The organism is Pseudomonas sp. VI4.1 (genome assembly GCF_002029345.1).
Lineage (GTDB): Bacteria > Pseudomonadota > Gammaproteobacteria > Pseudomonadales > Pseudomonadaceae > Aquipseudomonas.
Genome location: NZ_MULM01000158.1, coordinates 49,122 through 73,645, shown reverse-complemented (window position 1 = coordinate 73,645; position 24,524 = coordinate 49,122). Strand labels below are relative to the sequence as shown.

At 61.9% G+C, this 24,524-nt stretch carries 17 protein-coding genes and 1 pseudogene; 10 read left to right on the top strand and 8 right to left on the bottom strand.

The genetic code is table 11. The features are described from left to right. Nucleotides 1-1,200: peptide chain release factor 3 (locus BZ163_RS17445; protein ID WP_128871944.1), on the bottom strand; the 1,200-nt coding region annotated here is incomplete at its 3' end. Between the two features lie 448 nt (nucleotides 1,201-1,648). Here BZ163_RS17445 and BZ163_RS17440 point away from each other — a divergent pair. From BZ163_RS17440 to BZ163_RS17420, 5 genes are all read left to right on the top strand, one after another. Next, nucleotides 1,649-2,365, top strand: coding sequence for an ABC transporter permease (locus BZ163_RS17440; protein ID WP_128871943.1), 717 nt, complete (start codon nucleotides 1,649-1,651; stop codon nucleotides 2,363-2,365). A 20-nt stretch (nucleotides 2,366-2,385) separates the two neighbouring features. After that, the gene (locus BZ163_RS17435; protein WP_128871942.1) at nucleotides 2,386-3,279 is read left to right on the top strand and encodes a glycine betaine ABC transporter substrate-binding protein; all 894 of its coding nucleotides are present in this window, start codon (nucleotides 2,386-2,388) and stop codon (nucleotides 3,277-3,279) included. Between the two features lie 12 nt (nucleotides 3,280-3,291). Next, the gene (locus BZ163_RS17430) at nucleotides 3,292-3,945 is read left to right on the top strand and encodes an ABC transporter permease (protein ID WP_064679765.1); all 654 of its coding nucleotides are present in this window, start codon (nucleotides 3,292-3,294) and stop codon (nucleotides 3,943-3,945) included. Continuing rightward, complete coding sequence (locus tag BZ163_RS17425) at nucleotides 3,942-5,099, top strand: betaine/proline/choline family ABC transporter ATP-binding protein (protein ID WP_128871941.1); 1,158 nt, start codon at nucleotides 3,942-3,944, stop codon at nucleotides 5,097-5,099. Before BZ163_RS17430 ends, BZ163_RS17425 begins: the two co-directional genes overlap by 4 nt. Nucleotides 5,100-5,566: 467 nt before the next feature. Continuing rightward, nucleotides 5,567-6,730: a type III PLP-dependent enzyme gene (locus tag BZ163_RS17420; RefSeq protein WP_064679767.1), complete on the top strand. Its 1,164-nt coding sequence runs from the start codon at nucleotides 5,567-5,569 to the stop codon at nucleotides 6,728-6,730. A 152-nt stretch (nucleotides 6,731-6,882) separates the two neighbouring features. On the opposite strand, the gene BZ163_RS17415 is transcribed toward BZ163_RS17420, so the two are convergent. Together BZ163_RS17415 and BZ163_RS17410 are read right to left on the bottom strand one after the other, a co-directional pair. Further along, nucleotides 6,883-7,650 (bottom strand): tetratricopeptide repeat protein, encoded by a 768-nt coding sequence (locus BZ163_RS17415; RefSeq protein ID WP_128871940.1) that lies wholly within the window; start codon nucleotides 7,648-7,650, stop codon nucleotides 6,883-6,885. Nucleotides 7,651-7,653: 3 nt separating this feature from the next. Further along, complete coding sequence (locus tag BZ163_RS17410) at nucleotides 7,654-8,334, bottom strand: Fe2+-dependent dioxygenase (RefSeq protein ID WP_128871939.1); 681 nt, start codon at nucleotides 8,332-8,334, stop codon at nucleotides 7,654-7,656. A 207-nt stretch (nucleotides 8,335-8,541) separates the two neighbouring features. On the opposite strand from BZ163_RS17410, the gene BZ163_RS17405 reads away from it, so the two are divergent. The 3 genes and pseudogenes from BZ163_RS17405 (at nucleotide 8,542) to BZ163_RS17395 (ending at nucleotide 13,628) form a co-directional block, all read left to right on the top strand. After that, nucleotides 8,542-10,860 carry a TonB-dependent siderophore receptor gene (locus tag BZ163_RS17405; protein ID WP_128871938.1) on the top strand — a complete coding sequence of 773 codons (2,319 nt, stop codon included), beginning with the start codon at nucleotides 8,542-8,544 and terminating at the stop codon, nucleotides 10,858-10,860. Between the two features lie 21 nt (nucleotides 10,861-10,881). Continuing rightward, nucleotides 10,882-10,971, top strand: a pseudogene (locus BZ163_RS35725) (outer membrane lipoprotein carrier protein LolA); the annotation flags it as partial. Nucleotides 10,972-11,099: 128 nt separating this feature from the next. Beyond that, nucleotides 11,100-13,628, top strand: coding sequence for a sulfite reductase flavoprotein subunit alpha (locus BZ163_RS17395; RefSeq protein WP_128871937.1), 2,529 nt, complete (start codon nucleotides 11,100-11,102; stop codon nucleotides 13,626-13,628). A 138-nt stretch (nucleotides 13,629-13,766) separates the two neighbouring features. On the opposite strand, the gene BZ163_RS17390 is transcribed toward BZ163_RS17395, so the two are convergent. The 4 genes from BZ163_RS17390 to ptsP form a co-directional block, all read right to left on the bottom strand. Beyond that, nucleotides 13,767-15,308 (bottom strand): alkaline phosphatase, encoded by a 1,542-nt coding sequence (locus BZ163_RS17390; RefSeq protein ID WP_128871936.1) that lies wholly within the window; start codon nucleotides 15,306-15,308, stop codon nucleotides 13,767-13,769. Between the two features lie 248 nt (nucleotides 15,309-15,556). After that, the gene (locus BZ163_RS17385) at nucleotides 15,557-17,296 is read right to left on the bottom strand and encodes a PTS fructose-like transporter subunit IIB (RefSeq protein WP_128871935.1); all 1,740 of its coding nucleotides are present in this window, start codon (nucleotides 17,294-17,296) and stop codon (nucleotides 15,557-15,559) included. An 11-nt stretch (nucleotides 17,297-17,307) separates the two neighbouring features. Then, nucleotides 17,308-18,249, bottom strand: a complete 942-nt coding sequence (pfkB, locus tag BZ163_RS17380) for a 1-phosphofructokinase (protein ID WP_128871934.1) — start codon at nucleotides 18,247-18,249, stop codon at nucleotides 17,308-17,310. Beyond that, a complete protein-coding gene (ptsP, locus tag BZ163_RS17375) occupies nucleotides 18,249-21,110 on the bottom strand; it encodes a phosphoenolpyruvate--protein phosphotransferase (protein ID WP_128871933.1) in 2,862 nt (953 codons plus the stop codon). Before ptsP ends, pfkB begins: the two co-directional genes overlap by 1 nt. Before the next feature lie 299 nt (nucleotides 21,111-21,409). On the opposite strand from ptsP, the gene cra reads away from it, so the two are divergent. After that, nucleotides 21,410-22,405 (top strand): catabolite repressor/activator, encoded by a 996-nt coding sequence (gene cra, locus BZ163_RS17370; RefSeq protein ID WP_128871932.1) that lies wholly within the window; start codon nucleotides 21,410-21,412, stop codon nucleotides 22,403-22,405. Nucleotides 22,406-22,408: 3 nt separating this feature from the next. Then, nucleotides 22,409-23,185, top strand: a complete 777-nt coding sequence (locus BZ163_RS17365; protein WP_128871931.1) for a TatD family hydrolase — start codon at nucleotides 22,409-22,411, stop codon at nucleotides 23,183-23,185. 130 nt (nucleotides 23,186-23,315) lie between these two features. On the opposite strand, the gene BZ163_RS36460 is transcribed toward BZ163_RS17365, so the two are convergent. Further along, nucleotides 23,316-24,020, bottom strand: coding sequence for a methyl-accepting chemotaxis protein (locus BZ163_RS36460; RefSeq protein ID WP_371916815.1), 705 nt, complete (start codon nucleotides 24,018-24,020; stop codon nucleotides 23,316-23,318). Between the last annotated feature and the right edge of the window lie 504 nt (nucleotides 24,021-24,524).

Sequence of the window (24,524 nt, the reverse complement as noted above, 5' to 3'; positions counted from 1 at the left end):
CAGGCGTACGCGACGGAACAGTTCCGGGGCGAAGTGCGGGATGCCGGTGAAGCCCAGGACTTCGCCTTCGGTGAAGGTGTCGCCGATCTGGATGGTGCCGTGGTTGTGCAGGCCGATGATGTCGCCAGCAAACGCTTCTTCCAGCTGCTCACGCTCGGAGGAGAAGAACGTCAGCGCGTCGCCGATCCGCACGTCTTTACCGGTGCGCACGTGGCGCATCTTCATGCCTTTTTCGTACTTGCCGGAGCAGATGCGCATGAAGGCGATACGGTCGCGGTGTTTCGGGTCCATGTTCGCCTGGATCTTGAACACGAAGCCGGCGAATTTCTCTTCGACCGGTTCCACGGTGCGCTCGTTGGCCACACGGGCCAGCGGTTTCGGCGCCCAGTTGACCACGGCGTCGAGCACGTGATCGACACCGAAGTTGCCCAATGCAGTACCGAAGAATACCGGGGTCAGTTGGCCGTCGAGGAATTCCTGCTGGTTGAATTCGTGGCAGGCGCCCTGCACCAGTTCCAGCTGATCGACGAAGCGATCGTACTCGTCGCCCAAGTGCGCGCGGGCTTCGTCGGAGTCGAGTTTCTCGATGATTTTCACATCGGTACGTTCGTGGCCGTGACCCGCGGTGTAGACGATGATGTAGTCGTCGGCGAGGTGATAAACGCCCTTGAAGTCGCGGTAGCAACCGATCGGCCAGGTGATCGGCGCCGCCTTGATCTTCAGGACCGCTTCGATTTCGTCGAGCAGTTCAATCGGGTCGCGGATGTCACGGTCGAGTTTGTTGATAAAGCTGACGATCGGCGTGTCCCGCAGACGGCAGACGTCCATCAGCGCAATCGTACGTGGCTCAACGCCTTTACCGCCGTCGAGGACCATCAAGGCCGAGTCCACCGCCGTCAGGGTGCGGTAGGTATCTTCGGAGAAGTCTTCGTGGCCCGGGGTGTCGAGCAGGTTGATCATGTGGTCGCGATACGGGAACTGCATGACCGACGTGGTAATGGAAATACCCCGTTGTTTTTCCATTTCCATCCAGTCGGAGGTGGCATGGCGGTCGGACTTGCGTGATTTCACCGTGCCAGCAATCGCAATCGCCTTGCCCATCAGCAAAAGCTTCTCGGTGATGGTGGTCTTACCGGCATCGGGGTGGGAAATAATGGCGAAAGTGCGGCGTTTCGCGACTTCGGCGGCCTGTTTGGTCATGGGAAATCGCCTGGCAGGTGATTCAAAAAAGGGCGCAGATTATAGCCCAACTTGAGTCAATAACCGAACCGTTGAGCACATTAGGGGTGGCCAAATGCTGCTTCAGATGGGAACCTTTCAGACCGTGGAGGCGTCCACTCCCCTGTTACGACTATTCGTCAGGGTTGAAAAATCAGCAAGTTAGCCTGACGAGGCTGCGCTTATGGCTCGATAAGCCGTACGTTTTCCCCCTGTAGGAGCGAGCTTGCTCGCGAAAAACGTCCAGACCAATGCGTTCATTCAGACTGAACGCGTCATCGTTGACGTCCTTCGCTGGCAAGCCAGCTCCTACCAGGGAAAGCGCTCGGCATGAAGAGCTGCTTCTCGCGAACGTTGTTTTTTTCCCGGCAGCCAGGAATGGCCTGCCACTCGGGACTGCGTCCGCCGACTGAACAAAAGGAGTCCGCCTGTGGCTATTCGCTATGGCAAAGGGCTGATAGGAGGTGCGGTTGTCGTCGCCCTCCTGGCCCTGCTGGTCCATTGGATTGGCATCAACACGATCGAACATTACCGCGACGATTTGTTGTTTTACCTGCAAGCTCATTTGATTCTTGTCCTCGTTTCCATGCTGGCCGCCCTTGTTGTGGGCATACCCGCCGGCATTTTCCTCAGCCGCCCGACCATGGTTGGACGCGCCGAACGCTTCATGCAGATCTTCAACATCGGCAACACCGTGCCGCCTCTCGCCGTACTGGCCATCGCCCTGGGCATCCTCGGCATCGGCAGCGGCCCCGCGATCTTCGCCCTGTTCCTCGCCTCGCTGTTGCCGATCGTGCGCAACACCTATGAAGGCCTGAAAAACGTCCAGGGTTCGCTCAAGGAAGCGGCCGTCGGCATCGGCATGACACCGACCCAGGTGCTGTGGCGGGTCGAACTGCCGAACGCCGTGCCGATCATCATCGGTGGCGTGCGAGTGGCACTGGCGATCAACGTGGGGACCGCACCCCTGGCGTTCCTGATCGGCGCCAACAGTCTGGGCAGCCTGATTTTCCCTGGCATCGCCCTGAACAATCAGCCGCAACTGATGCTCGGCGCGGCCTGCACCGCCCTGCTGGCCTTGCTGCTCGACGGCCTGGTGACACTTGCCAGCCGCCTCTGGCTCGAACGCGGGCTGCGCCCGTCTTAAGCCTCGGCAAAGGAATAATCATGAAAAGACTTAGCTTGTTACTAGGCTGCGCCCTGCTGTTCGCAGGATTTGCCCAAGCCGCTGAAAAACCCGTGATCCGCATCGGCGCCCGGGTGTTCACCGAACAAACCCTGCTCGCCGAAATCACCTCCCAGTACCTGCGCACCAAGGGTTATGACACCCAGGTGACCGGCGGTCTGGGCAGCAACCTCGCCCGCAGCGCCCAGGAAAGCGGCCAACTGGACCTGATATGGGAATACACCGGCGTGTCGTTGGTGGCTTACAACCACATCACCGACAAACTCGACAGCGCTCAGTCCTACGCCCGGGTGAAAGAACTCGACGCGAAAAAAGGCCTGATCTGGCTCACCCCGTCGAAGTTCAGCAACACCTATGCCCTGGCATTGCCGGAAAGCACCGCGAAGGCTTATCCGCAGATCAACACCATCAGCGAGCTGAACACGGTGCTGCAGGCTGAGGCGAAGACCAACCACCTCGTCGCCCTGGACACCGAGTTCGCCAACCGTTCCGACGGCATGGCCGGCATGGTCGACCTCTACGGCATGAACCTGACCCGCAAAAACACCCGCCAGATGGATGCCGGGCTGGTCTACACCGCCCTGCGCAATGGTCAGGTGTTTGCCGGCCTGGTCTACACCACCGACGGTCGCTTGAACGCGTTCAAGCTCAAGTTGCTGGAAGACGACAAGCATTACTTCCCGGACTACACCGCCGCACCGGTGGTGCGTCAGGAGTACCTGGACGCCCATCCGAAACTGGCGGAAGACATCAAACCGCTGGCCGAGCTGTTCGATGACGCCACCATGCGTGCGCTGAATGCACGGGTCGATGTCGGCCACGAAAGCCCTTCATCCGTTGCCGCAGATTTCCTGCGCCAGCACCCACTCAACTAAGGAGGAAAAGACATGGAATTTCTGAACGCCTTTTCCCATCTCGACTGGGCGCAGGTCGCGCAATTGACCTGGCAGCACATCACCCTGGTCGGCATCGCCGTGACCCTGGCGATTCTGGTCGGCGTGCCGCTGGGCATCCTGATGACGCGCTTCCCGACGCTCGCCGGCCCCTTGCAAGCCAGCGCCACCGTGCTGCTGACCGTGCCGTCGATTGCCCTGTTCGGCCTGCTGCTGCCGTTCTACTCGAAGTTCGGCCAGGGCCTGGGCCCGATGCCGGCGATCACCGCCGTGTTTTTGTACTCGCTGCTGCCGATCATGCGTAACACCTACCTCGCCCTGACCGGTGTCGAACCCGGCATTCGCGAAGCCGCCCGCGGCATCGGCATGACCTTTGGCCAGCGCCTGCGCATGGTCGAACTGCCGATTGCCGTGCCGGTGATCCTCGCCGGTGTGCGCACCGCCGTGGTCATGAACATTGGCGTCATGACCATCGCCGCGACCATCGGCGCCGGTGGCCTCGGTGTACTTATTCTCGCTTCAATCAGCCGCAGCGACATGTCGATGCTGATCGTCGGCGCCGTGCTGGTCAGTCTCCTGGCCATCTTCGCCGACCTGCTTCTGCAATGGCTGCAACGCACGCTGACTCCAAAAGGACTCCTGAAATGATCGAACTTCAAAACCTCAGCAAGACCTTCCAAAGCAACGGCAAAGATGTGAAAGCCGTGGACTCGGTAAGCCTGACCGTCAATGAAGGCGAGATTTGCGTGTTCCTCGGGCCATCGGGCTGCGGCAAAAGCACCACGCTGAAAATGATCAATCGCCTGATCAAGCCGACCTCGGGCAAGATCCTGATCAACGGCGAAGACACCACCGACCTCGACGCCGTGACCCTGCGCCGCAACATCGGTTATGTGATCCAGCAGATCGGTCTGTTCCCGAACATGACCATCGAGGAAAACATCACCATCGTTCCGCGCCTGCTGGGCTGGGACAAGCAGAAATGCCATGACCGTGCCCGCGAATTGATGAGCATGATCAAGCTGGAACCCAAGCAGTACCTGAATCGCTACCCGCGCGAACTGTCCGGCGGGCAGCAGCAGCGGATCGGCGTGATTCGTGCGCTGGCGGCCGATGCGCCGCTGTTGTTGATGGATGAACCGTTCGGCGCGGTCGACCCGATCAACCGCGAAATGATCCAGAACGAATTCTTCGAGATGCAACGGGCGCTGAACAAGACGGTGATCATGGTCAGCCATGACATCGACGAAGCGATCAAGCTGGGCGACAAGATCGCGATCTTCCGCGCTGGCAAGCTGCTGCAGATCGACCATCCGGACACCTTGCTCGCGCACCCGGCGGACGATTTTGTCAGCAACTTCGTCGGCCAGGACAGCACGCTCAAGCGCCTGTTGCTGGTGAAGGCCGAAGACGCAGCGGACAACGCCCCGTCGGTGAGCCCGGAAACCCCGGTGGCGGATGCGCTGGAACTGATGGATGAACTGGACCGTCGTTACGTGGTGGTCACTGATGCCGAGAACAAGGCGCTCGGTTATGTACGACGTCGCGACCTGCACCGTCAGACCGGCACTTGCGCGCAATACCGGCGCGAGTTCAACGCCACCGCGGCGTACGACGAACATTTGCGCATCCTGCTGTCGCGCATGTACGAGTTCAACCGTTCGTGGCTGCCGGTGATGGATGCGGAGCGGGTGTTCCTGGGTGAAGTGACGCAGGAGTCGATTGCCGAGTACCTGAGCTCCGGTAAGTCCCGTGGTGGCAAGACCAGCATTGTTTCGCCGGCTGAAACTGCGGTCGCCTGATCGGACGCCTTCGCGGGCAAGCCCGCTCCCACAGTGGTTTCCGCCGTATACAAAATTTGTGTACACCAGAAACCCTGTGGGAGCGGGCTTGCTCGCGAATGGGGCAAAACAAATCCCGCCTGAAACACCTCAAATCTCCCTCCTACGGGAACATCACACTGTCATGCAGGTCCGTTACATCAGTAGATGTCCGGGACCGCACGACGGAAGCGTGCAATAACGCGACATTTTTTGTTGATCTCGAGCCCCTCACGCCCTAAAGTTCGCGCCGAACGTCCATGCTGGAAACGATCCATCCGGCTCAAGTACTGACGACGAGACAGCAAGGCCAAGGGTAAGCACCGCCTCCCGTGGCCTTTTTTGCTTTCGGCGACATGCCTTGGGAAGTAGGCGAACCAAAGTGGGGATACGGAGGACGTTCATTTGCACCCATTGTTAATTTCAGTTTGCCCTTAGGAGTCTCCAGCATGTCGATCAACGTCGAAGATTATTTCGAGCGCGCCACCTTTGACAAAATGAAGGCGTTCGCCGACAAGCAAGAAACCCCGTTCGTGGTGATCGACACCGCGATGATCAGCCAGGCCTACGATGACCTGCGCGCCGGTTTCGAATTCGCCAAAGTCTATTACGCGGTAAAAGCCAACCCGGCTGTCGAGATCATTGACCTGTTGAAAGACAAGGGGTCGAGCTTCGACATCGCCTCGATCTATGAGCTGGACAAGGTGATGGACCGCGGCGTCAGCGCCGACCGTATCAGCTACGGCAACACCATCAAGAAATCCAAAGACATCCGTTATTTCTACGAGAAAGGCGTGCGCCTGTTCTCCACCGACTCCGAAGCCGACCTGCGCAACATCGCCAAGGCCGCACCGGGCTCGAAAGTCTACGTGCGCATCCTCACCGAAGGCTCGACGACCGCCGACTGGCCTCTGTCGCGCAAATTCGGCTGCCAGACCGACATGGCCATGGACCTGCTGATCCTCGCCCGTGACTTGGGCCTGGTGCCTTACGGCATCTCGTTCCACGTCGGCTCGCAACAGCGCGACATCAGCGTCTGGGACGCGGCGATCGCCAAGGTCAAAGTGATCTTCGAGCGTTTGAAGGAAGAAGACGGCATCGTACTCAAGCTGATCAACATGGGCGGCGGCTTTCCGGCCAACTACATCACCCGCACCAACAGCCTGGAAACCTACGCCGAAGAAATCATCCGATTCCTCAAGGAAGACTTCGGTGACGACCTGCCGGAAATCATCCTGGAACCGGGCCGTTCGCTGATCGCCAACGCCGGCATCCTGGTCAGCGAAGTGGTGCTGGTTGCGCGTAAATCCCGTACCGCCGTCGAGCGATGGGTGTACACCGACGTGGGCAAATTCTCCGGCCTGATCGAAACCATGGACGAAGCCATCAAGTTCCCGATCTGGACCGAGAAGAAAGGCGAAATGGAAGAAGTGGTCATCGCCGGCCCGACCTGCGACAGCGCCGACATCATGTACGAAAACTACAAGTACGGTTTGCCGCTGAACCTGGCCATTGGTGATCGTATGTACTGGTTGTCGACCGGTGCCTACACCACCAGTTACAGCGCGGTTGAATTCAACGGCTTCCCGCCGCTGAAATCGTTCTACGTGTAAGCGCTCTACGCTGGAATCAAAAAGCCCATGACGCGTCATGGGCTTTTTTATATCTGGAATACACCGCCGCCCCTGTAGGAGCTGGCTTGCCAGCGAAGGCGTCTTCAGGGGCGGTGCAAGACTCAAGGCCGCCTTCGCCGGCAAGCCGGCTCCTACAGGGGGTGGTGTTCTTGCTCGAGTTCGGCGTAGCGCCGGGCATAGTCGATTGCAAGGGCGCGAATCTGCTGATCGGTTGCGTTCAGCAAAGCCTTGCTCGCCACCCGCAAAAAATTCAGATTGCCGCCAGCCAGCGCCTTGCGCAACCAGACCAGCGCCTCTTCAATCAGGCCTTCATCCGCCAGCACAGCGGCGTAACTGAACTGTCCCCGAAAATCACCGCCGATCGCCGAGCGTCGATACCAATCGCGTGCGGTCTGCGGATCTGCCGGACACAGCTGCCCTTCTTCCAGGTATCGTCCCAACAGGTTCATCGACTTCGCATGGCCCAGCTCGGCCGCGTGGCGATACAGGTTCAGCGCTTGCAGCGGATCCTCGACCACTCCGCGTCCGGTCGCGAGCAGGTTGGCGTAGTTGTACATCGCCCAATCCAGTCCGGCTTCGGCGGCGGCACGATAATGCTTCGCGGCAGTCGAGGCGTCGGCGCTGCAACCCCAGCCATGTTCATGACAACGGCCGAGCATGTTGCGCGCCATCAAGTGCCCACGCTGCGCGGCGATCTCGAACCAGCGCACGGCCAGTGGCTGATCCTGCTCGATGCCTTGGCCGTCCAGGAGGATCTGCCCCAACAGCGCCTGGGCCTCAAGCACACCTTCGCGGGCGGCGATCAGAATCGCCTGGGCCGCGCGTGCAGGACTTTCCTCCAGCATGGCTTTCAGCCGGTCGCCATCGAGCACTTCCTCCCGTCGCAATTGATAACTCATGACCTACACCTCGACCCAGCGGCGCAGCAGGTTGTGGTAAGTGCCGGTCAGGCGGATCAGCGAAGGATGGTCGGGCATGTCTTGCGTCAACTGCTGGATCGCCCCGTCCATCTCGAACAGCAAGGCGCGCTGGCTGTCTTCGCGGACCAGGCTTTGGATCCAGAAGAACGAGGCAAAACGCGTACCGCGGGTGACGGCATTGACCTTGTGCAGGCTGGTGCCGGGGTACAGCACCATATCGCCGGCGGGCAGCTTGACCCGTTGGGTGCCGAAGGTGTCCTGGATTTCCAGCTCGCCGCCGTCATAGTCGTCGGGCTCGCTGAAAAACAGCGTCGCCGACAGATCGGTGCGCACCCGCTCGATGCTGTTCTTTGGCTGGCGCACGGCGTTGTCGACATGAAAGTCGAAACTGCCACCGGCCATGTAACAGTTCAGTAAGGGCGGAAAGACCTTGTGCGGTAACGCGGCCGACATGAACAGCGGATTTTTCCACAGCCGCTCCAGCATCGCCGCGCCCACTTCCTTGGCCAATGGGTGCCCCTCAGGCAGCTGCAGATTATGCTTGGCTTTTGCTGACTGATAACCGGCAGTGATCTTGCCATCCGCCCAATCGGCCTGCTCCAGAGCCTCGCGGATGCGCCGCACTTCTTCTTTAGCGAACAGCCCGGGAATGTGCAGCAACATGGGGGAAACACCTGAAGGCAAAAGGATGGCAATGGTATTGATTCTTATTGCCTGTGTAAAACCCTGGCGACGAATGAAACATCAAAAACCGTAAGGGTAAATTGTAAAGAATGTAAATTCAGTGCGAATAGTAATGTTTCGCAATTGATACGAATACCTGTTTACCCTATATTCCGCGGCCTCAAATCCTTGGGGAGGGGAATGTTCATGTCACGCCAATACTCACAATTACCGGTCAGTTCACCGCGTTTGCTCGCGTCTGCAATTGGTGTGGCGATCACTGCCGGCTCTGCTGGCCATATGGTTTTCGCTGCTGAGAAGACCGACGAGAAAGCGCCGAACAATGCGATTTCCCTGGATGCTACCGCCATTACCGGCGAGGCTCAGGACGCGACGTCCTACCAGGTCGAGAAAGCCTCCTCGCCCAAGTACACCGCGCCGCTGATAGACACCCCGCGCTCGGTCACTGTCATCCCGCAACAAGTCCTCAAGGACACCGGCGCCCTCAACATGCAGGACGCGCTGCGCACCGTTCCAGGCATAACCTTTGGTGCCGGTGAAGGCGGTAACCCCCAGGGTGACCGTCCATTCATTCGTGGTTTCGATGCCCAGGGCGATACCTACCTGGACGGCGTGCGCGACACCGGTTCGCAGAGCCGCGAGATCTTCGCCGTCGAGTCGATCGAAGTCAGCAAGGGCCCGAACTCCGCCATTGGCGGCCGTGGCGCCGCCGGTGGCAGCATCAACCTGGTCAGCAAGAAAGCACACCTGGGCGACTCGCTCGACGGTGGTTTCACCTGGGGCTCGGACCAGACCCAGCGCTACACCTTCGACGGCAACTACCAGTTCACCGACACCGCCGCCGGCCGTCTGAACCTGATGAGCCACGAAAGCAACGTCGCCGGCCGGGACAAGGTCGATTACGACCGTTGGGGCATCGCGCCATCCCTGGCGTTCGGCCTGGGCACCGACACTCGGGTGAACCTCGATTACTACCACCTGGAAAGTAACGACACGCCGGATTCGGGCATTCCGTACACCATTCCAACCGGCCTTGCTGCCGCCCGCACCAAGTCCAACCCGGACAAGCCTTACGCCGGTGGCGACGACAGCAACTTCTACGGTCTGGACCGCGATTTCCGCAAGGGCCGCACCGACACCGCGACCTTCGCCATCGAGCACGACCTGAACGACGCGCTGACCGTCAAGAACACCCTGCGCCACGGCAGCAGCATGCAGGATTACATCCTGACCCAGCCGGACGACAGCAAAGGCAACGTCAACAACGGCAGCGTGTGGCGCCGGGCCAACACCCGTGTCAGCAACACCGAGACCACCACCAACCAGACCGACCTGTTTGGTGAGTTTTACATCGCCGGCTTCAAGAACAACTTCTCCACCGGTATCGAGTTGAGCCACGAGGACAGCGAAAAATCCTCGTACAACGTCAACACCGACACCACGCCTGGCACCCCCGCAGTGGCCACGACCAATTGCACCCCGGCCCTGATCGGCGCGCCAAGCGGTTACAACTGCACCTCGTTGTCCAGTCCGAACCCGAACGACCCGTGGAACGGTGCGATTTCGCGCAACTACGCCGGCACCGACACCTCCAGCACCACCCGCGCGCTGTACGTGTTCGACACCCTGGAGTTGTCCAAGCAGTGGCTGGTGAACATGGGTCTGCGTTACGACCATTTCGACACCAAGTACAAAACCTACACCGCGGCCGGCAACACCACGGCCAAGGGCGACGACACCAGCGAATTCGTCACCGGGCAGTTCGGCGTGATCTACAAGCCTGCTGAAAACGGCAGCATCTATGCCTCGTTCGCCACTTCCGCCACGCCACCGGGCAACACCCTGGGTGAAGGTCAGGAAGGCAACCCGCTGAGCGGCACTCCGGATCGCAGCGGCAACCTGCTGAGCAGCGACATGGAGCCGGAAACCACCAAGAACTACGAGATCGGCACCAAGTGGGACCTGCTGAACGATCGTCTGTCCCTGACTGCCGATATCTTCCGCACCGAGAAAGACAACGCCCGGGTACAAGTCGACACCACGTCCTTTGAAAACGCCGGCAAAACCCGCGTTCAAGGTATCGAACTGTCGGCCACCGGCAAGATCACCGACAAATGGCAAGTCTTCGCCGGTTATGCCTACATGGACAGCGAGCAAGTCGACGGCGGCCCGTTGGGCGCGGCCAACGACGGCAACGAGCTGCCTAACACCCCGAAAAACAGCGCCAGCCTCTGGACGACCTACCAGGTCACGCCGAAGCTGACCGTCGGTGGCGGTGCGTTCTACGTCGACGACGTATTCGGCAGCGTGGCCAACACCACCATGGTCGATGACTATGTTCGCTACGACGCCATGGTGGCCTACAAGCTGACCAAAAACGTCGACCTGCAGCTGAACGTGCAAAACCTGACCGACGAAACCTACTACGACAAAGCGTTCTCGACCCACTTCGCCAACCAGGCGGCAGGCCGTACCGCGTTGCTGAGCACCAACCTCCACTTCTGATAGAAACCTGTAGGAGCGAGCTTGCTCGCGAAGGTCGTCAACGATGACGCGGGAAACCTGATACCCCGCGTCGTTCTCGAGTGTTTCGCGAGCAAGCTCGCTCCTACAGTATCGGCGCTGGACCAGGCCCCGTTCATCCAGATGAACGGGGCCTTTGTGCGTAAAAAAGAATGCTTCTCGACAACCCACGGCATAATGCGCGCCGTGATGATTATTTTCGAACGAACAAGGCGAGCGACGTGTTGAAGAAAACCCTGTTCCAGTTGCACTGGTTTTTCGGCATCAGCGCCGGGCTGGTCCTGGCCCTGATGGGCGTCACCGGGGCGACGGTATCGTTTCAGGATGAAATCCTGAGCGTGCTGAACCCGACAGTGTTGCAGGTCGAGAAGCAGGTCGCCGGCGTCCTGCCACCCGCCGAGCTGGTGGAAAAAATCGAAGGCGCCTCGGGCAAGAAAGTCGCGATGATCTGGGTCGAGACCGACAGCGGCAATGCCGCGCGGGTGTCCTTTACCCCGCCGCCGGGCGAACGCCGTGGCGAGATGCGCTACTTCAACCCGTACACCGCCGAATTCATGGGCGACGTCACCGGCCAGGACTTCTTCGGCTTCATGCTGCAACTGCACCGCTTCCTCGCCATGGGTGACACCGGCCGGCAGATCACCGGCGCCTGCACGCTGATCCTGGTGTTCTTCTGCCTGTCCGGCCTCTACCTGCGGTGGCCGCGCCAGTGGAACAGCTGGCGTGCCTGGCTGACCCTCGACTGGAAGAAAAAAGGTCGCAGCTTCAATTGGGATTTGCACTCGGTGGCGGGCACCTGGTGCCTGGTGTTTTACCTCCTGGCGGCGCTGACCGGGTTGTCCTGGTCCTATGAGTGGTACAACAAGGGCCTGACGCGGCTGCTGTCCGATTCGCCACAAAACGAGCGTGTCCGCGGCGGCCGTGGTCCTGCACCCGCCGGCCCGGCGCCTACCGCCGATTACGCCGCGATGTGGAGCAGCATCTACAGCGCCGCCGGCCCGGCCCTGAGTACCTACAACATTCGTATGCCGCCAGTGGCCGGGCAACCGGCCACCGTGTTCTACCTGTTAAACAGTTCACCCCATGACCGGGCACTGAACCAGATCAGCCTCGATCCGGCCACCGGTATCGTCAAACGCCATGACCGCTACAGCGACAAGAGCCTCAAGGCGCAGTTGCTGACCAGCATTTATGCGCTGCACGTCGGCAGCTACTTCGGCATTGTCGGGCGGATCATCCTGACGCTCAGCGCGCTGACCATGCCGCTGTTCTTTGTCACGGGCTGGTTGCTGTACCTCGATCGTCGACGCAAGAAAAAGCAGATCAAGGACGCCCGCAAAGGCCTCGCGCAATCGGACAGCCATGCGCCGGCCTGGTTGATCGGCTTCGCCAGCCAGAGCGGGTTTGCCGAGCAATTGGCGTGGCAGACCGCCGGGCAATTGCAGGCCGCCGGCCTGCCGGTGAAGGTTCAGCCACTGGCGCAGGTCAGCGAGCAGGACCTGCGCGATTCCAGCAACGCGCTGTTCGTGGTCAGCACCTTCGGCGACGGTGAAGCGCCGGACAGCGCCCGGGGCTTCGAACGCAACGTGCTGGGCCAGGCGCCGAGCCTGGAGCGCCTGAACTATGCGGTGCTCGGTCTCGGTGATCGGCAGTACCAACACTTCTGCGGTTTCGCCCGACGCTTGCACACCTGGCTGGGCGAGCACGGCGGCAAGACCCTGTTCGCCCCGGTGGAAGTCGACAGCGGCGACCCTTACGCCTTGCGTCACTGGCAGCAGCAACTCGGCCTGGTGACCGGACAGGCGCCCATGGACACCTGGCAAGCGCCCGGCTATGACCACTGGACCCTGATCCGCCGGGAGTTGCTCAACCCTGACAGCAGCGCTTCGGGTGTGTACCTGCTGGGCCTCGCCGCCCCCACCACCAGCAGCTGGCTGGCCGGGGACCTGGTGGAAGTGCTGCCGCGCAATTGCCCGTGGGCGATCGAGCACTTCCTCGATGGCCTGGGCATCGACGGTCGAGCCACGGTGACGCTCGATGATCTGTCGCAACCGCTGGAGCAAGCCCTGGCCAGCCGCCAGCTGCCCCAGAACCGGGCCCATCTGGTCGGTCTGCACGCGCAAGCGCTGGTGGACGCCCTGGTGCCGTTGGCCATGCGCGAATACTCCATCGCCTCAATTGCCGCCGATGGCGTACTGGAACTGATCGTGCGCCAGGAACTGCACCCCGACGGCACGCTCGGCATCGGCTCCGGCTGGCTGACCGAACACGTGCCGGTGGGCAGCACTATCAGCCTGCGGGTACGGCGCAACAGCGGTTTCCATCTGCCGACCGAGCCGGTGCCGATGATTTTGCTGGGCAACGGCACCGGGCTGGCCGGGCTGCGCAGCCTGCTCAAGGCGCGCATCGCCGATGGGCAGCAGCGTCATTGGCTGTTGTTCGGCGAGCGCAATCGCGAGCATGACTATCTGTGTCGCGATGAGCTGGAAGAATGGTTGATTTCGGGGGATCTGGAGCGGCTGGACCTGGCGTTCTCGCGGGATCAGGCCGAGAAGATCTACGTGCAGGATCGACTGCGCGAGTCAGCCGAAGAGTTGAAGAAATGGCTGGCGAATGGCGCAGTCATCTACATCTGCGGCAGCTTGCAGGGGATGGCTTCAGGGGTGGATCACGTGCTCAACGAAGTGCTTGGAATCGAAGCGGTCGACCGCCTGATCGAGGCAGGCCGTTACCGCCGCGACGTCTACTGACCCACCACAAATACTGCAGGAGCCGGCTTGCTGGCGAAGACGGATTAACAGTCACCTTATTGGTTGGCTGACAGACCGCTTTCGCGGGCAAGCCCGCTCCCACAGGGATCCGGTATCGGCCTACTGATTATGGTTCATTCAGACTGGCTGCAAATTCTGCTCAAACACACTCACCCCATCCAGATCCCGCAACACCACGCTCATCTCCCCCGTCTGCCCATCGATATTCACCTCGCCAAAAAACTGAAACCCGGCAAAGGGTGAGGCGTTCTGCGTCGGTGGTGCCTTTTCGAACACCACTTCCGGGCCAAAGGTCTTATCCAGTGGATCAGGGCCGAAACTCCCCGCATTCAACGGTCCGGCGACAAACTCCCAGAACGGCTCGAAGTCCTGAAACGCCGCGCGATCCGGGTGGTAGTGATGGGCCGCGCAGTAATGCACGTCCGCCGTCAGCCAGACCACATTGCGCACCTGCTGTACGCGCAGAGAACCCAGCAGTTCGGCAATTTCCAGTTCGCGCCCCTGGGCCGGTCCCGGATCGCCATTGGCCACCGCTTCCCAGCGCGAGACCCCTGGGCTGACTTCACCGTCAGAGACACCGAGGCCGATCGGCATGTCGGCGGCGATGACTTTCCACTGGGCACTGGAGCCTTTCAGTTCACGCTTGAGCCAATCCAGTTGTTCACGTCCAAGGAAGGGTTTGGCGGCACCCAGATTATCGTCGTTCGCCCCCCGATAACTGCGCATGTCGAGTACGAACACATCGAGCAACGGGCCGTAACCGAGCTTGCGATAAATCCGCCCACCGCCATCGGCGCCCTGCAACCGCATCGGCGCATATTCCAGCCAGGCCTGGCGCCCGCGACTCACCAGGCTGTGGATATCTTTGTGGTTGTAGCGCTGGTCCAACTGCTTGCCCGGTGACCAGTTGTTCACCACTTCGTGGTCGTCCCACTGCCATATTTGCGGCACTTCGGCGTTGAAGCGACGGATGTTTTCATCCATCAGGTTGTAGCGGTAATTGCCGCGATAGTCGTCGAGGGTCTCGGCGACTTTGCTCTTGGCTTCGCTGGTGAGATTGCGCCACACGCGCCCACTCTCAGTCATCAGCTGCGCCGGCACCGGGCCGTCGGCGTAGATGGAGTCGCCGCTGTGGATAAAAAAGTCCGGCAGGCGCAAACGCATGGCTTCGTAGATGCGCATGCCGCCGATGTCCGGGTTGATGCCGAACCCCTGGCCGACGGTGTCGCCGCTCCAGACGAAGCGGATGTCGCGGCGGGCCTGAGGGACACTGCGCAGGTGACCGAACCAGGGTTCGCTGGCGACACCGCTTTGGGCGTCTTCAAAATACACGCGATAGAAAATCGCCTGATCGGCGGGCAGGCCGCTGAGTTCGACCCGGGCGGTGAAATCGGTGCGGGCATCGGCCAAGGACGAGACGAATCGACGGGGGTTGCTGAACAGGCTGCGGGTGTCCCACTCCACCACCATCCGCGCCGGACGGTCGCTGCGGCTCCAGACCATCGCCCGGTCGCCCAGCAGGTCGCCGGACTGCACGCCATCGGTGAGTTGCGGACGGTCCTTGACCGAGGCGATTACCGCTGGCGCCAGGCCAGGCAATAACAGGCCGGCGCCGACGGCTTGCATGACACGACGGCGACCGAGGTCGAATTCGCTCATGGGGTTCTCCCTTTAAAAGGAAAACTAAAGCATGCGCGCATGACACTGGCGTGAAATGCGATCCCTGTAGGCGCTGGCTTGCCAGCGAAAGCGGTCTGCCCAGGCGACATCAATATTGACTGTGGCCGCCTTCGCTGGCAAGCCAGCTCCTACAGGGGTTTGTGTCAGCGAAAGCGGTGTGTCAGGCGACATCCATATTGACTGTCCCACCGCCTTCGCTGGCAAGCCAGCTCCTACAGGGGTTTGTGTCAGGCGCTGACCGGCTCTATGGCCAGCTCCACCACTTCCGGCCGCTTGAGCAGCGCATACGCCACCGCCGTCAGCAGGCTCCCGGCCACAATCGCCAGCAGGTACAACAAGGCATGATTGATCGCATTCGGAATCGCCAGCACGAACAACCCGCCGTGCGGCGCCATCAGTTTGCAGCCGAAGTACATCGACAAGGCGCCGGTCAGCGCACCACCGGCAATGCTCGCCGGGATCACCCGCAACGGGTCTTTCGCGGCAAACGGAATCGCGCCTTCGGAGATAAAGCACAGCCCCAGCACCAACGCCGCTTTACCGGCCTCGCGTTCAGTCTGGGCGAACTTGCGCCGGGCGATGAAGGTGGCGATACCGAGACCGATCGGCGGCACCATGCCGGCGGCCATGGTCGCGGCCATCGGTGCATAACTCTGCGACGCCAGCAGTCCCACCGAGAAGGCATAAGCGGCTTTGTTGATCGGTCCGCCGAGGTCGACGCACATCATGCCGCCGAGCAACACACCGAGCAGGATCGCGTTGGTGGTGCCCATGCTGTCGAGGAAGTGCGTGAGCCCGGTGAGCATCCCGGCCACCGGTTTGCCGACCACGTAGATCATCACCAGGCCGGTGAACAGGCTCGCCAGCAACGGGATGATCAGGATCGGCTTCAGCGCTTCGAGACTTTGCGGCAAGCGCGCGTAGCGATTGATCGCCTGCGCCGCATAACCGGCGATGAAGCCGGCAATGATCCCGCCGATGAAACCGGCGCCCAGGGTGCTGGCCAGCAGACCGCCGATCATCCCCGGTGCCAGGCCCGGACGGTCTGCGATCGAGTAGGCGATGTAACCCGCCAGCAACGGCACCATCAGCTTGAACGCGGTCTCGCCCCCGATCTGCATCAGGGCGGCCGCGAGAGTGCCCTCCTCCTTGAACGCGGTGATGCCGAACACGAACGACAAGGCAATCATCAGGCCGCCCGCCACCACCATCGGCAGCATGAACGACACCCCGGTCAGCAGGTGTTTATAGACGCCGGTCTTCTCTTGCTTGGCCGGGCCTTTGCCGCCGGTGGCAGCCGTTTCCTGCGTGCCTTCAGCCAGCGCCTTGTTCAGCGTCGCTTCGGCTTGCTTGAGCGCAATGCCGGTGCCGCACCGGTAAATCTTCTTGCCGGCGAACCGCTCGGTGGCGACTTCGATGTCCGCCGCCAGCAACACCACATCGGCATCGGCAATGGCGGCGGCGCTCAACGGATTGCGCGCGCCGACCGAGCCCTGGGTTTCCACTTGCAGGTCGTAACCCAGGCGCTTGGCTGCCTGCTGCAAGGCTTCGGCAGCCATGAAGGTGTGGGCGACGCCGGTCGGGCAGGCGGTCACTGCGACCAGCCGCGGGGCGTTTTTGATCACAGCCGCAGGCTCGGTGACCGTTTGCGGGGCGACGTATACCCGGGCTTCTTCAGCACCCCGGCGCAGCACCGCTTCGACATCTTGCAGGGCCTGGGCCGGCGTGCTCTGGAACACCCGCTTGCCGACGAATCGCGACAGGTCCACCGGTGCGCTGGTCACCAACAGTACCCACTCGGCGGCTTCGATCGTGGCCGCCGACAATTGACGCTCCGGATGCGCGGCATCGGTGACTTCGACGCTGGTGCTCCAGCCCTGACGCTGGGCTGCGGCATCGAGCAACCGCGCGCACAGCACACTGGTGACCATGCCGTTCGGGCAGGCCGTAACAATGGCTAACTTCATGACTAACCCTCTTATTGTTCTGTCAGGGGGCGTATGCGCACACCCTGTTCGAGCCGCGCCAATTGCGCGACGTCGCCGATGCCGAAACCGATCTGGGTGACCGCCATCGCGGCAATCGCCGTGGCGGTGCGCAGGGTCTGTTCAGGCGTGTCGGCGCTGAGCAGACCGTGAAGCATGCCGGCCAGTAGCGAATCGCCCGCACCCACGGTGCTGGCGACGCTGACCTTGGGCGGCGCGGCATGCAAGGCCGAACCGACACTGAACCAGTTCACCCCCTCGGCACCGTGGGAAATCACCACGTGTTCGATGCCTTGAGCGTGCAAGCGGCTCGCGGCCTCGGCCTGGGCAGTGACCGAAACCACCTCGCAACCGAGCACGTCGGCCAGCTCTTCGGTGTTGGGCTTGATCAGCCACGGCGCGGCCTTGAGCCCGGCACGCAAGGCTGCACCGCTGGAGTCCAGCGCCACGTTCAGCCCGAGGTTTTTCAACCGCACAATCAACGCCTGCAGCCATTCGGGGCTGATGCCTTGGGGCAGACTGCCGGCAACGACGACCGCATCATGACCGGGCGCCAGTTGCTCCAGGCGATCGAGCAACGCCTGCTGCGCCGCTTCACTGACCAGGGGTCCGGGACCATTGATGTCGGTAATGCGTCCATCGCTTTCCGCCAGTTTGATGTTGCTGCGCGTTTCGCCGGGGACGCGAATGAACGCGTCGATAAAACCGCGCTTGGCGAACAGTGCTTCGAACGCCTGGGGATTATCTTCGCCGAGAAAACCGCTGACCGTGAGCTGATGCCCAAGGTCCGCCAGCACCTGCGCCACGTTCACCCCTTTGCCGGCGGCGTGGGTGTGCATCTCGTCGCTGCGGTTGACCTGTCCGGGGTCCAGGCGCGGCAACTGGACGGTGAGGTCCAGTGCCGGATTAAGGGTCAGGGTCAAGATCTTGGCCATTACAGGGCCTCCACTAATGCGCGCACTTCATTTGCGCTGCCCACGGCCAGGGCCTGTTGGGCAAGGGTTTGAGTCTGGGCCAGGCTGAGTTCGCGGATGCGCGCCTTGACCTCGGCAATGCTGCGGCCCGACACGCTGAGCTCATCCACCCCCAGTCCGACCAGCACCGGCACCGCCAGCGGGTCGGCCGCCAACTCGCCGCACACGCCGACCCACTTGCCATGGGCATGAGCCGCCCGCACGGTGATGTCGATCAGTTGCAGCACCGCCGGGTGCAAGCCGTCAGCCTGGGCCGACAAGGTTGGATGGCCGCGGTCGATGGCCAGGGTGTATTGGGTCAGGTCGTTGGTGCCGACGCTGAAGAAGTCGACTTCCTTGGCCAGCACCGGCGCCAGCAAAGCCGCCGACGGCACTTCGATCATGATCCCCAATTGCAGATCGGCCACGGGGATTTCCAGGCGCAGGCGTTCGGTCATGTCCCGGGCCTGACGCCACTCATCGACGCTACCGACCATGGGAAACATGATGCGCAGCGGACGGTTATCCGCCGCACGGAGCAAGGCGCGCAATTGCGCCTCCATGATGTGCGGGCGTTGCAGGGTCAGGCGAATGCCGCGCACACCGAGGAACGGGTTTTCCTCTTTGGCGATCGGCCAATACGGCAGCGGTTTGTCGCCACCGACATCGAGGGTGCGCACCACCAGCGGCCGACCGGCCAGGCCATCGAGCACGCGACGGTATTCGACTTCCTGGGTGGCCTCGTCCGGCGCTTGCGAGTGGGCCATGAAAATCAGTTCGGTGCGCAGCAGGCCAATGCCTTCGGCGCCCTGCTCCACCGCGCTGGTGACGCCGGCGCTTTCGCCGATGTTGGCGAACACTTCCACGGCGTGGCCGTCGGTGGTCAATGCCGGTTGATGGCGTTGTTCGGCGGCGGCCTTGAGGCGTTGCTCGCGGGTGTCACGTTCTTCGGTGGCGCGCTGCAAGGTGGCCGCGTCGGCGTCCACGTGCAGGCGACCGCGTTGGCCATCGAGCAGCAACGGCGTGCCCGGCGCCAGCAGCAATACCGCCGCACCCGCGCCCACCAACGCTGGAATACCCAGGGCCCGGGCGACGATGGCGCTGTGAGCGGTGGCACCGCCACGGGCGGTGAGAATGCCGGCGACGCGAGTCGGGTCGAGACGGGCAACGTCCGACGGGCCGACTTCATCCATCACCAGAATGTACGGCTGCTCGGGCTCGCTCGGGGTTTCGACACCACAGAGTTGCGCCAGCACCCGCCGACCGATATCGCGCAAGTCGGCGGCACGTTCGGCGAGCAAGGCGTCCTGCAACGACTCCTGCTGTTTGGCAGCCGCTTCAATCACCGCCATCCACGCCGCTTCGGCGCTTTCCCCTTGCTTGAGGCGGGTGGCGACTTCATCGGTCAATTCCGGGTCGTCGAGCATTTCCTGGTGGGTGATGAAGATCTCGCGAATCGCCTTGGATTTGCTGCGCTCGATCAGGCCTTCGATGTCGCGACGCACCTGCGCCAGCGCCTGCTGGAGACGCTCGCGCTCGATGGCGGCGGACTCACCGCGCAGCGGGTATTCAATGGCTTGCAGCACTTGAATGTGCGCCGGGCCAATCGCGATGCCCGGTGCGGCGGCGATGGCCTGAACCAGACTGCCGGACGCTGGCGCAAGGATGACCTCGGCCACATCGGCGATCACTTCGCGCTGTTGGCTCACGGCTGGCAGCGGCTCGACTTCTTCACCGAGGCCTTCTTCGATGGCGGCCATCAAGGCCGGCAAGGCATCGGCGGCGATGCTCGGTTCGGCGACAAACTCCAGCACCTGACCGCGCCGGGCGCCGAGGCTGAGCAGCTTGCTCAAGCTCTTCACCGACACCGCGCTGTCCTGGCCATCGACGATGCGCACACGAATTTCGCCTTCGAAACTTTTCGCCAGTTGCGCGAGGATTTTTGCCGGACGCGCATGCAGTCCGTGGGCATTGGCCAGGGCGATGCGCGCGCTCGGCCAGTCCGCCGGCAGTTCGCCACCGAGTACTTCGAGGACCTTGCGGCTGCTGGTGGCGCGACCCAACTCATGGCCACGACCTTCGATCAACAATGCACACAGCCGCTCCAGCAACGCCTGATGGGCTTCACCAAGGCTGGCCAGGCAGAACAGACCGCTCAACGGCTGGCCGAGATAACGCATCGGCTTGTCCGGGGTGACGAAGGCCAGGCCCGGACGCTTGACCGTTTGCTCACTGTGCAACCACCACAGGCCGTCGCCCAGCGGCAACGCTTCGACCTGCTGCAGCACCGCGGAGAAACCGTTGCTCACGCAGTCGGCCTGACGCAATAAACGCGCACCGCGCCAGACCAGCTCTTCGAAATCATCGGCAGACACACCGAGGCCGATCATCTGCGCATCCAGCGCCAGCTCCTGCGGCGCGCCTTGCAGCAGTTTCAGCAAGGCTTCGGCGGAACTGGCGCGGCGCAGGGCCTGGCCCAGGTCGGTCTCGCCAAGCGCTCGGGTCAGCAGTTGCAGCAGGCGCAGGTGTTCGTCGGATTTGGCCGCAATACCGATCGCCAGGTAGACGATCTGACCGTCGCCCCAATCCACGCCCTCGGGAAACTGCATCAGCCGCACCCCGGTGGAAAACACCTGGTCGCGGGTTTCCGGAGTACCGTGGGGGATGGCAATACCTTGACCGAGAAAGGTCGAGCCCTGGGCTTCGCGCGCCTGCAAGCCGGCGAGATACCCCTCGGCCACCAGACCATCGGCGACCAGGTGCCGGGCCAGCAGGTTCAACGCCGTGGACTTGTCCACAGCCGATTGGCCCATGGAAATCTGCTCTATGGTGAGCTCGAGCATGCTTTCTCCTTTTTGGTGCCTGGGCACCAGGTATTGTTGTGAATGTTCAGCTTAGGCGCTGGGTACGAGCTTTTCAGAAGCCATTTGGCAGTTTCGCGGCAGAACCGGACAAATGCGCCTTAAACGTAGAAAATACGCTTGCTGAAACGTTTAATCTAGATTGATTGGCACGTTACTCGATAATGTCTCATCCTTGAAGCCCAACTTGTCGGATGCGTTGAGACAAGGGTCGCCTGCCTGAATCGGGTAGGATTGGCGAAAATGTCGCGGCACGCTCGAAAAAACAAGGAAATCCCGGGTTGAAACTCAGTGATATTGCACAGTTGGCCGGTGTGTCCGTTACCACCGCCAGTTATGTCATCAATGGCAAGGCCGAACAGCAACGCATCAGCAGTGCCACCGTCGAACGCGTGCGCGCGGTCGTCGAACAACATGGCTTCACGCCCAACCCCCAGGCCGCCGGACTGCGCAGTCGGCACACCCGCACCCTGGGCTTCATTCTGCCGGACCTGGAAAACCCCAGTTACGCGCGGATCGCCAAACTGCTGGAACAAGGCGCCCGGGCGCGCGGCTATCAATTGTTGATCGCCAGCTCCGACGATGCGCCGGACAGCGAACGGCAGTTGCTGCAACTGTTCCGCGCCCGACGCTGCGATGCACTGATCGTCGCCAGCTGCCTGCCGGCCGGTGATGACAGTTACCGTCAGTTGCAAGCCAAGGGCATTCCGATCATCGCCATCGACCGGGTGATGGAGCCTGAGCATTTCTGCTCGGTGATCAGCGATGACCGCGAGGCCAGCCTGCAGCTCACGCGCAGTCTGCTTGAGCCGTTGCCCAAGCAGATCGCGCTGATCGGCGCCCGCCCGGAACTGAGCATCAGCCAGGAGCGTGCGGCCGGTTTCAAACAGGCGTTGGCCGGGTTTGACGGCGACATCCTGATCGAACACGGCGAATCGTTCAGCCGCGAGTGCGGCAAACAGTTGATGGACGAATTGCTCCAGCGCCTGGGCCATTTGCCGGATGCGCTGGTGACCACGTCCTATGTGCTGCTGCAGGGCGTGTTCGATGCCTTGCACGATTTCCCGCTGAAATCCCGCCCGCTGCGCCTCGGCACCTTTGGCGACACGCAGTTGCTGGACTTCCTGCCATTGCCGGTCAATGCCATGGCCCAACAGCATCAACTGATTGCCGACAAGGCCCTGGCGCTGGCGCTGGCCGCCATCGAGCAGTCCGATTACCAACCCGGCGTGCAAGCCATCGCGCGGACCTTCAAGCAGCGCATTCGCCAGGACTGAATCGTGGAGCTGATCGACAGCCACACTCATCTGGATTTCCCGGACTTCGACGAGGACCGCCAGGCGCTGCTGGCCGAAAGCCGCGCCCTGGGGGTGCGGCGGATGGTGGTGCTGGGCGTGTATCAGGGCAACTGGCAGCGGGTCTGGGCGCTGGTGCAAAGCGATCCCGACCTGCATGCGGCGTTCGGTTTGCACCCGGTGTATCTGGATGACCATCGCCCTGAAGACCTGAAAACACTCGGCGACTGGCTGACGCGGTTGGCCGGTCATCGACAGGTGTGTGCAGTGGGCGAGATCGGCCTGGATTACTTCATCGAGACCCTCGATCGCGAACGTCAGCAGGGGCTGTTCGAGGCGCAGCTTGGGCTGGCAAATGACTTCAATCTGCCCGCGCTGATCCATGTCCGGCGCAGCCACGCGGCGGTGATTGCCACGCTCAAACGGTTCAAGTTGCAACGCGCGGGGATCATCCACGCTTTCGCTGGCAGCAAGGAAGAGGCCCGCGAGTACATCAAGCTCGGTTTCAAACTCGGTCTCGGTGGCGCCGCGACCTGGCCACAGGCACTGCGCATGCACCGGGTCCTTGCCGAACTGCCGCTGGATTCGGTGGTACTGGAAACCGACTCACCGGACATGGCGCCCGCGATGTTTCCCGGGCAACGCAACAGCCCGGCGCATTTGCCGGCGATCTGCGAGGCGCTGGCGGGGATCATGGCGGTCAGCCCCGAGCAACTGGCGGCTGCGAGCACCGCCAATGCCTGTGAGTTGTTCAACTGGTAACTCAGTTGTGCACACAATCCCTTGTGGGAGCGGGCTTGCTCGCGAAAGCGGCATGACAGTCGACATAGATGTTGAATATCAGTCAGCCTTCGCGAGCAAGCCCGCTCCCACATTTACTCGCGGTGTGGCACTACACCCGGAACGCGCTGATCAGCTGCTTGAGCTCCACCACCTGAGCCGACAACGCACGACTGGCATCCTCGGTCCGGCTCGCACCTTCGGCGGTCCGCTCGCCGGCGCGGTTGATCTCGACGATGTTCTGGTCGATGTCGTGAGCCACGGCGGTTTGCTGCTCCACTGCGGCTGCGATCTGCTGGTTCTGGTCAACGATCATGCCGACGGCACCGAGAATGTTTTCCAGCGCCTGCTGGACCTTTTCCGACTGCCCTACGGTGCCGCTGGCCATCTGATGGCTGGCGCCCATGGCCTTCACCGCAGCGCCGACACCGCTGTGCAGCCTGGCGATCATCTGCTCGATTTCTTCGGTCGATTGCTGAGTACGCTTGGCCAGGGTCCGGACCTCATCCGCCACCACCGCAAAACCCCGGCCCTGCTCACCGGCCCGGGCGGCTTCGATGGCGGCGTTGAGGGCCAGCAAATTGGTTTGCTCGGCGATGCTCTTGATCACTTCCAGGACGCGACTGATGGACTGGCTGTCGCTGGCCAGTTGATTGATCACCCGCACCGACTGATCGATTTCGTTGGCCAGTGCCGCGATGCTGCCCTGTTGGGACTCCACGAGCCCGCGACCGCTGATGGTCTCGTCGTTGACGCTGTGGGCGCTGCTGACCGCCGCAGCGGCACTGCGCGCCACCTCCAGAGAGGTCGCCGACATCTGGTTCATCGCCGTGGCGACCTGCTCGATCTGCGAACGCTGCCCTGCGACTGCCTGGCTACTCTGGGTGGAGACGTTTTCGACCTGCCCGGCCTGGCGCTCGACCTCGCCGACGGTCTGCCCCACCCGCTCGATCAAGTCATGGATTTTCTTCACGGTGCCGTTGAACACCTCGCCCAACTCGCCCAGTTCATCGCGACTGTTGGCATTGAAGGTCACCGTCATGTCGCCGGCCGCCACCTTGTCCATCATCGCGCCCAGGTGTTTGAGCGTGGTGCGGGTCGACGCGTAGAAGCCGCCGTAAAGGTAAAAAATCAACACGAACACCACCGACAACGCCACAGTCTGCAACACCATGTGAGTGCGGTTCTGATCCAGCCGCTGCTGCAATTGAGTGCCCAGAAACGTCAGGGTGGCTTCGTTGAGTTGATAGGTCTGATCCATCAGGCCCGTAACCTGATCGTAAAAGGCCTGCCATGGCGCATCGAGGGTGTCGGCCATCAC

Coding starts and splice junctions, on each gene's coding strand:
- ptsP (WP_128871933.1), bottom strand. CDS start 21,110: ATGCTCGAGCTCACCATAGAGCAGATTTCCATGGGCCAATCGGCTGTG.
- BZ163_RS17385 (WP_128871935.1), bottom strand. CDS start 17,296: ATGAAGTTAGCCATTGTTACGGCCTGCCCGAACGGCATGGTCACCAGT.
- BZ163_RS17410 (WP_128871939.1), bottom strand. CDS start 8,334: ATGTTGCTGCACATTCCCGGGCTGTTCGCTAAAGAAGAAGTGCGGCGC.
- BZ163_RS17415 (WP_128871940.1), bottom strand. CDS start 7,650: ATGAGTTATCAATTGCGACGGGAGGAAGTGCTCGATGGCGACCGGCTG.
- BZ163_RS17425 (WP_128871941.1), top strand. CDS start 3,942: ATGATCGAACTTCAAAACCTCAGCAAGACCTTCCAAAGCAACGGCAAA.
- BZ163_RS36460 (WP_371916815.1), bottom strand. CDS start 24,020: ATGTCGGCGACCTCTCTGGAGGTGGCGCGCAGTGCCGCTGCGGCGGTC.
- BZ163_RS17390 (WP_128871936.1), bottom strand. CDS start 15,308: ATGAGCGAATTCGACCTCGGTCGCCGTCGTGTCATGCAAGCCGTCGGC.
- BZ163_RS17430 (WP_064679765.1), top strand. CDS start 3,292: ATGGAATTTCTGAACGCCTTTTCCCATCTCGACTGGGCGCAGGTCGCG.
- pfkB (WP_128871934.1), bottom strand. CDS start 18,249: ATGGCCAAGATCTTGACCCTGACCCTTAATCCGGCACTGGACCTCACC.
- BZ163_RS17435 (WP_128871942.1), top strand. CDS start 2,386: ATGAAAAGACTTAGCTTGTTACTAGGCTGCGCCCTGCTGTTCGCAGGA.
- BZ163_RS17405 (WP_128871938.1), top strand. CDS start 8,542: ATGTCACGCCAATACTCACAATTACCGGTCAGTTCACCGCGTTTGCTC.
- BZ163_RS17420 (WP_064679767.1), top strand. CDS start 5,567: ATGTCGATCAACGTCGAAGATTATTTCGAGCGCGCCACCTTTGACAAA.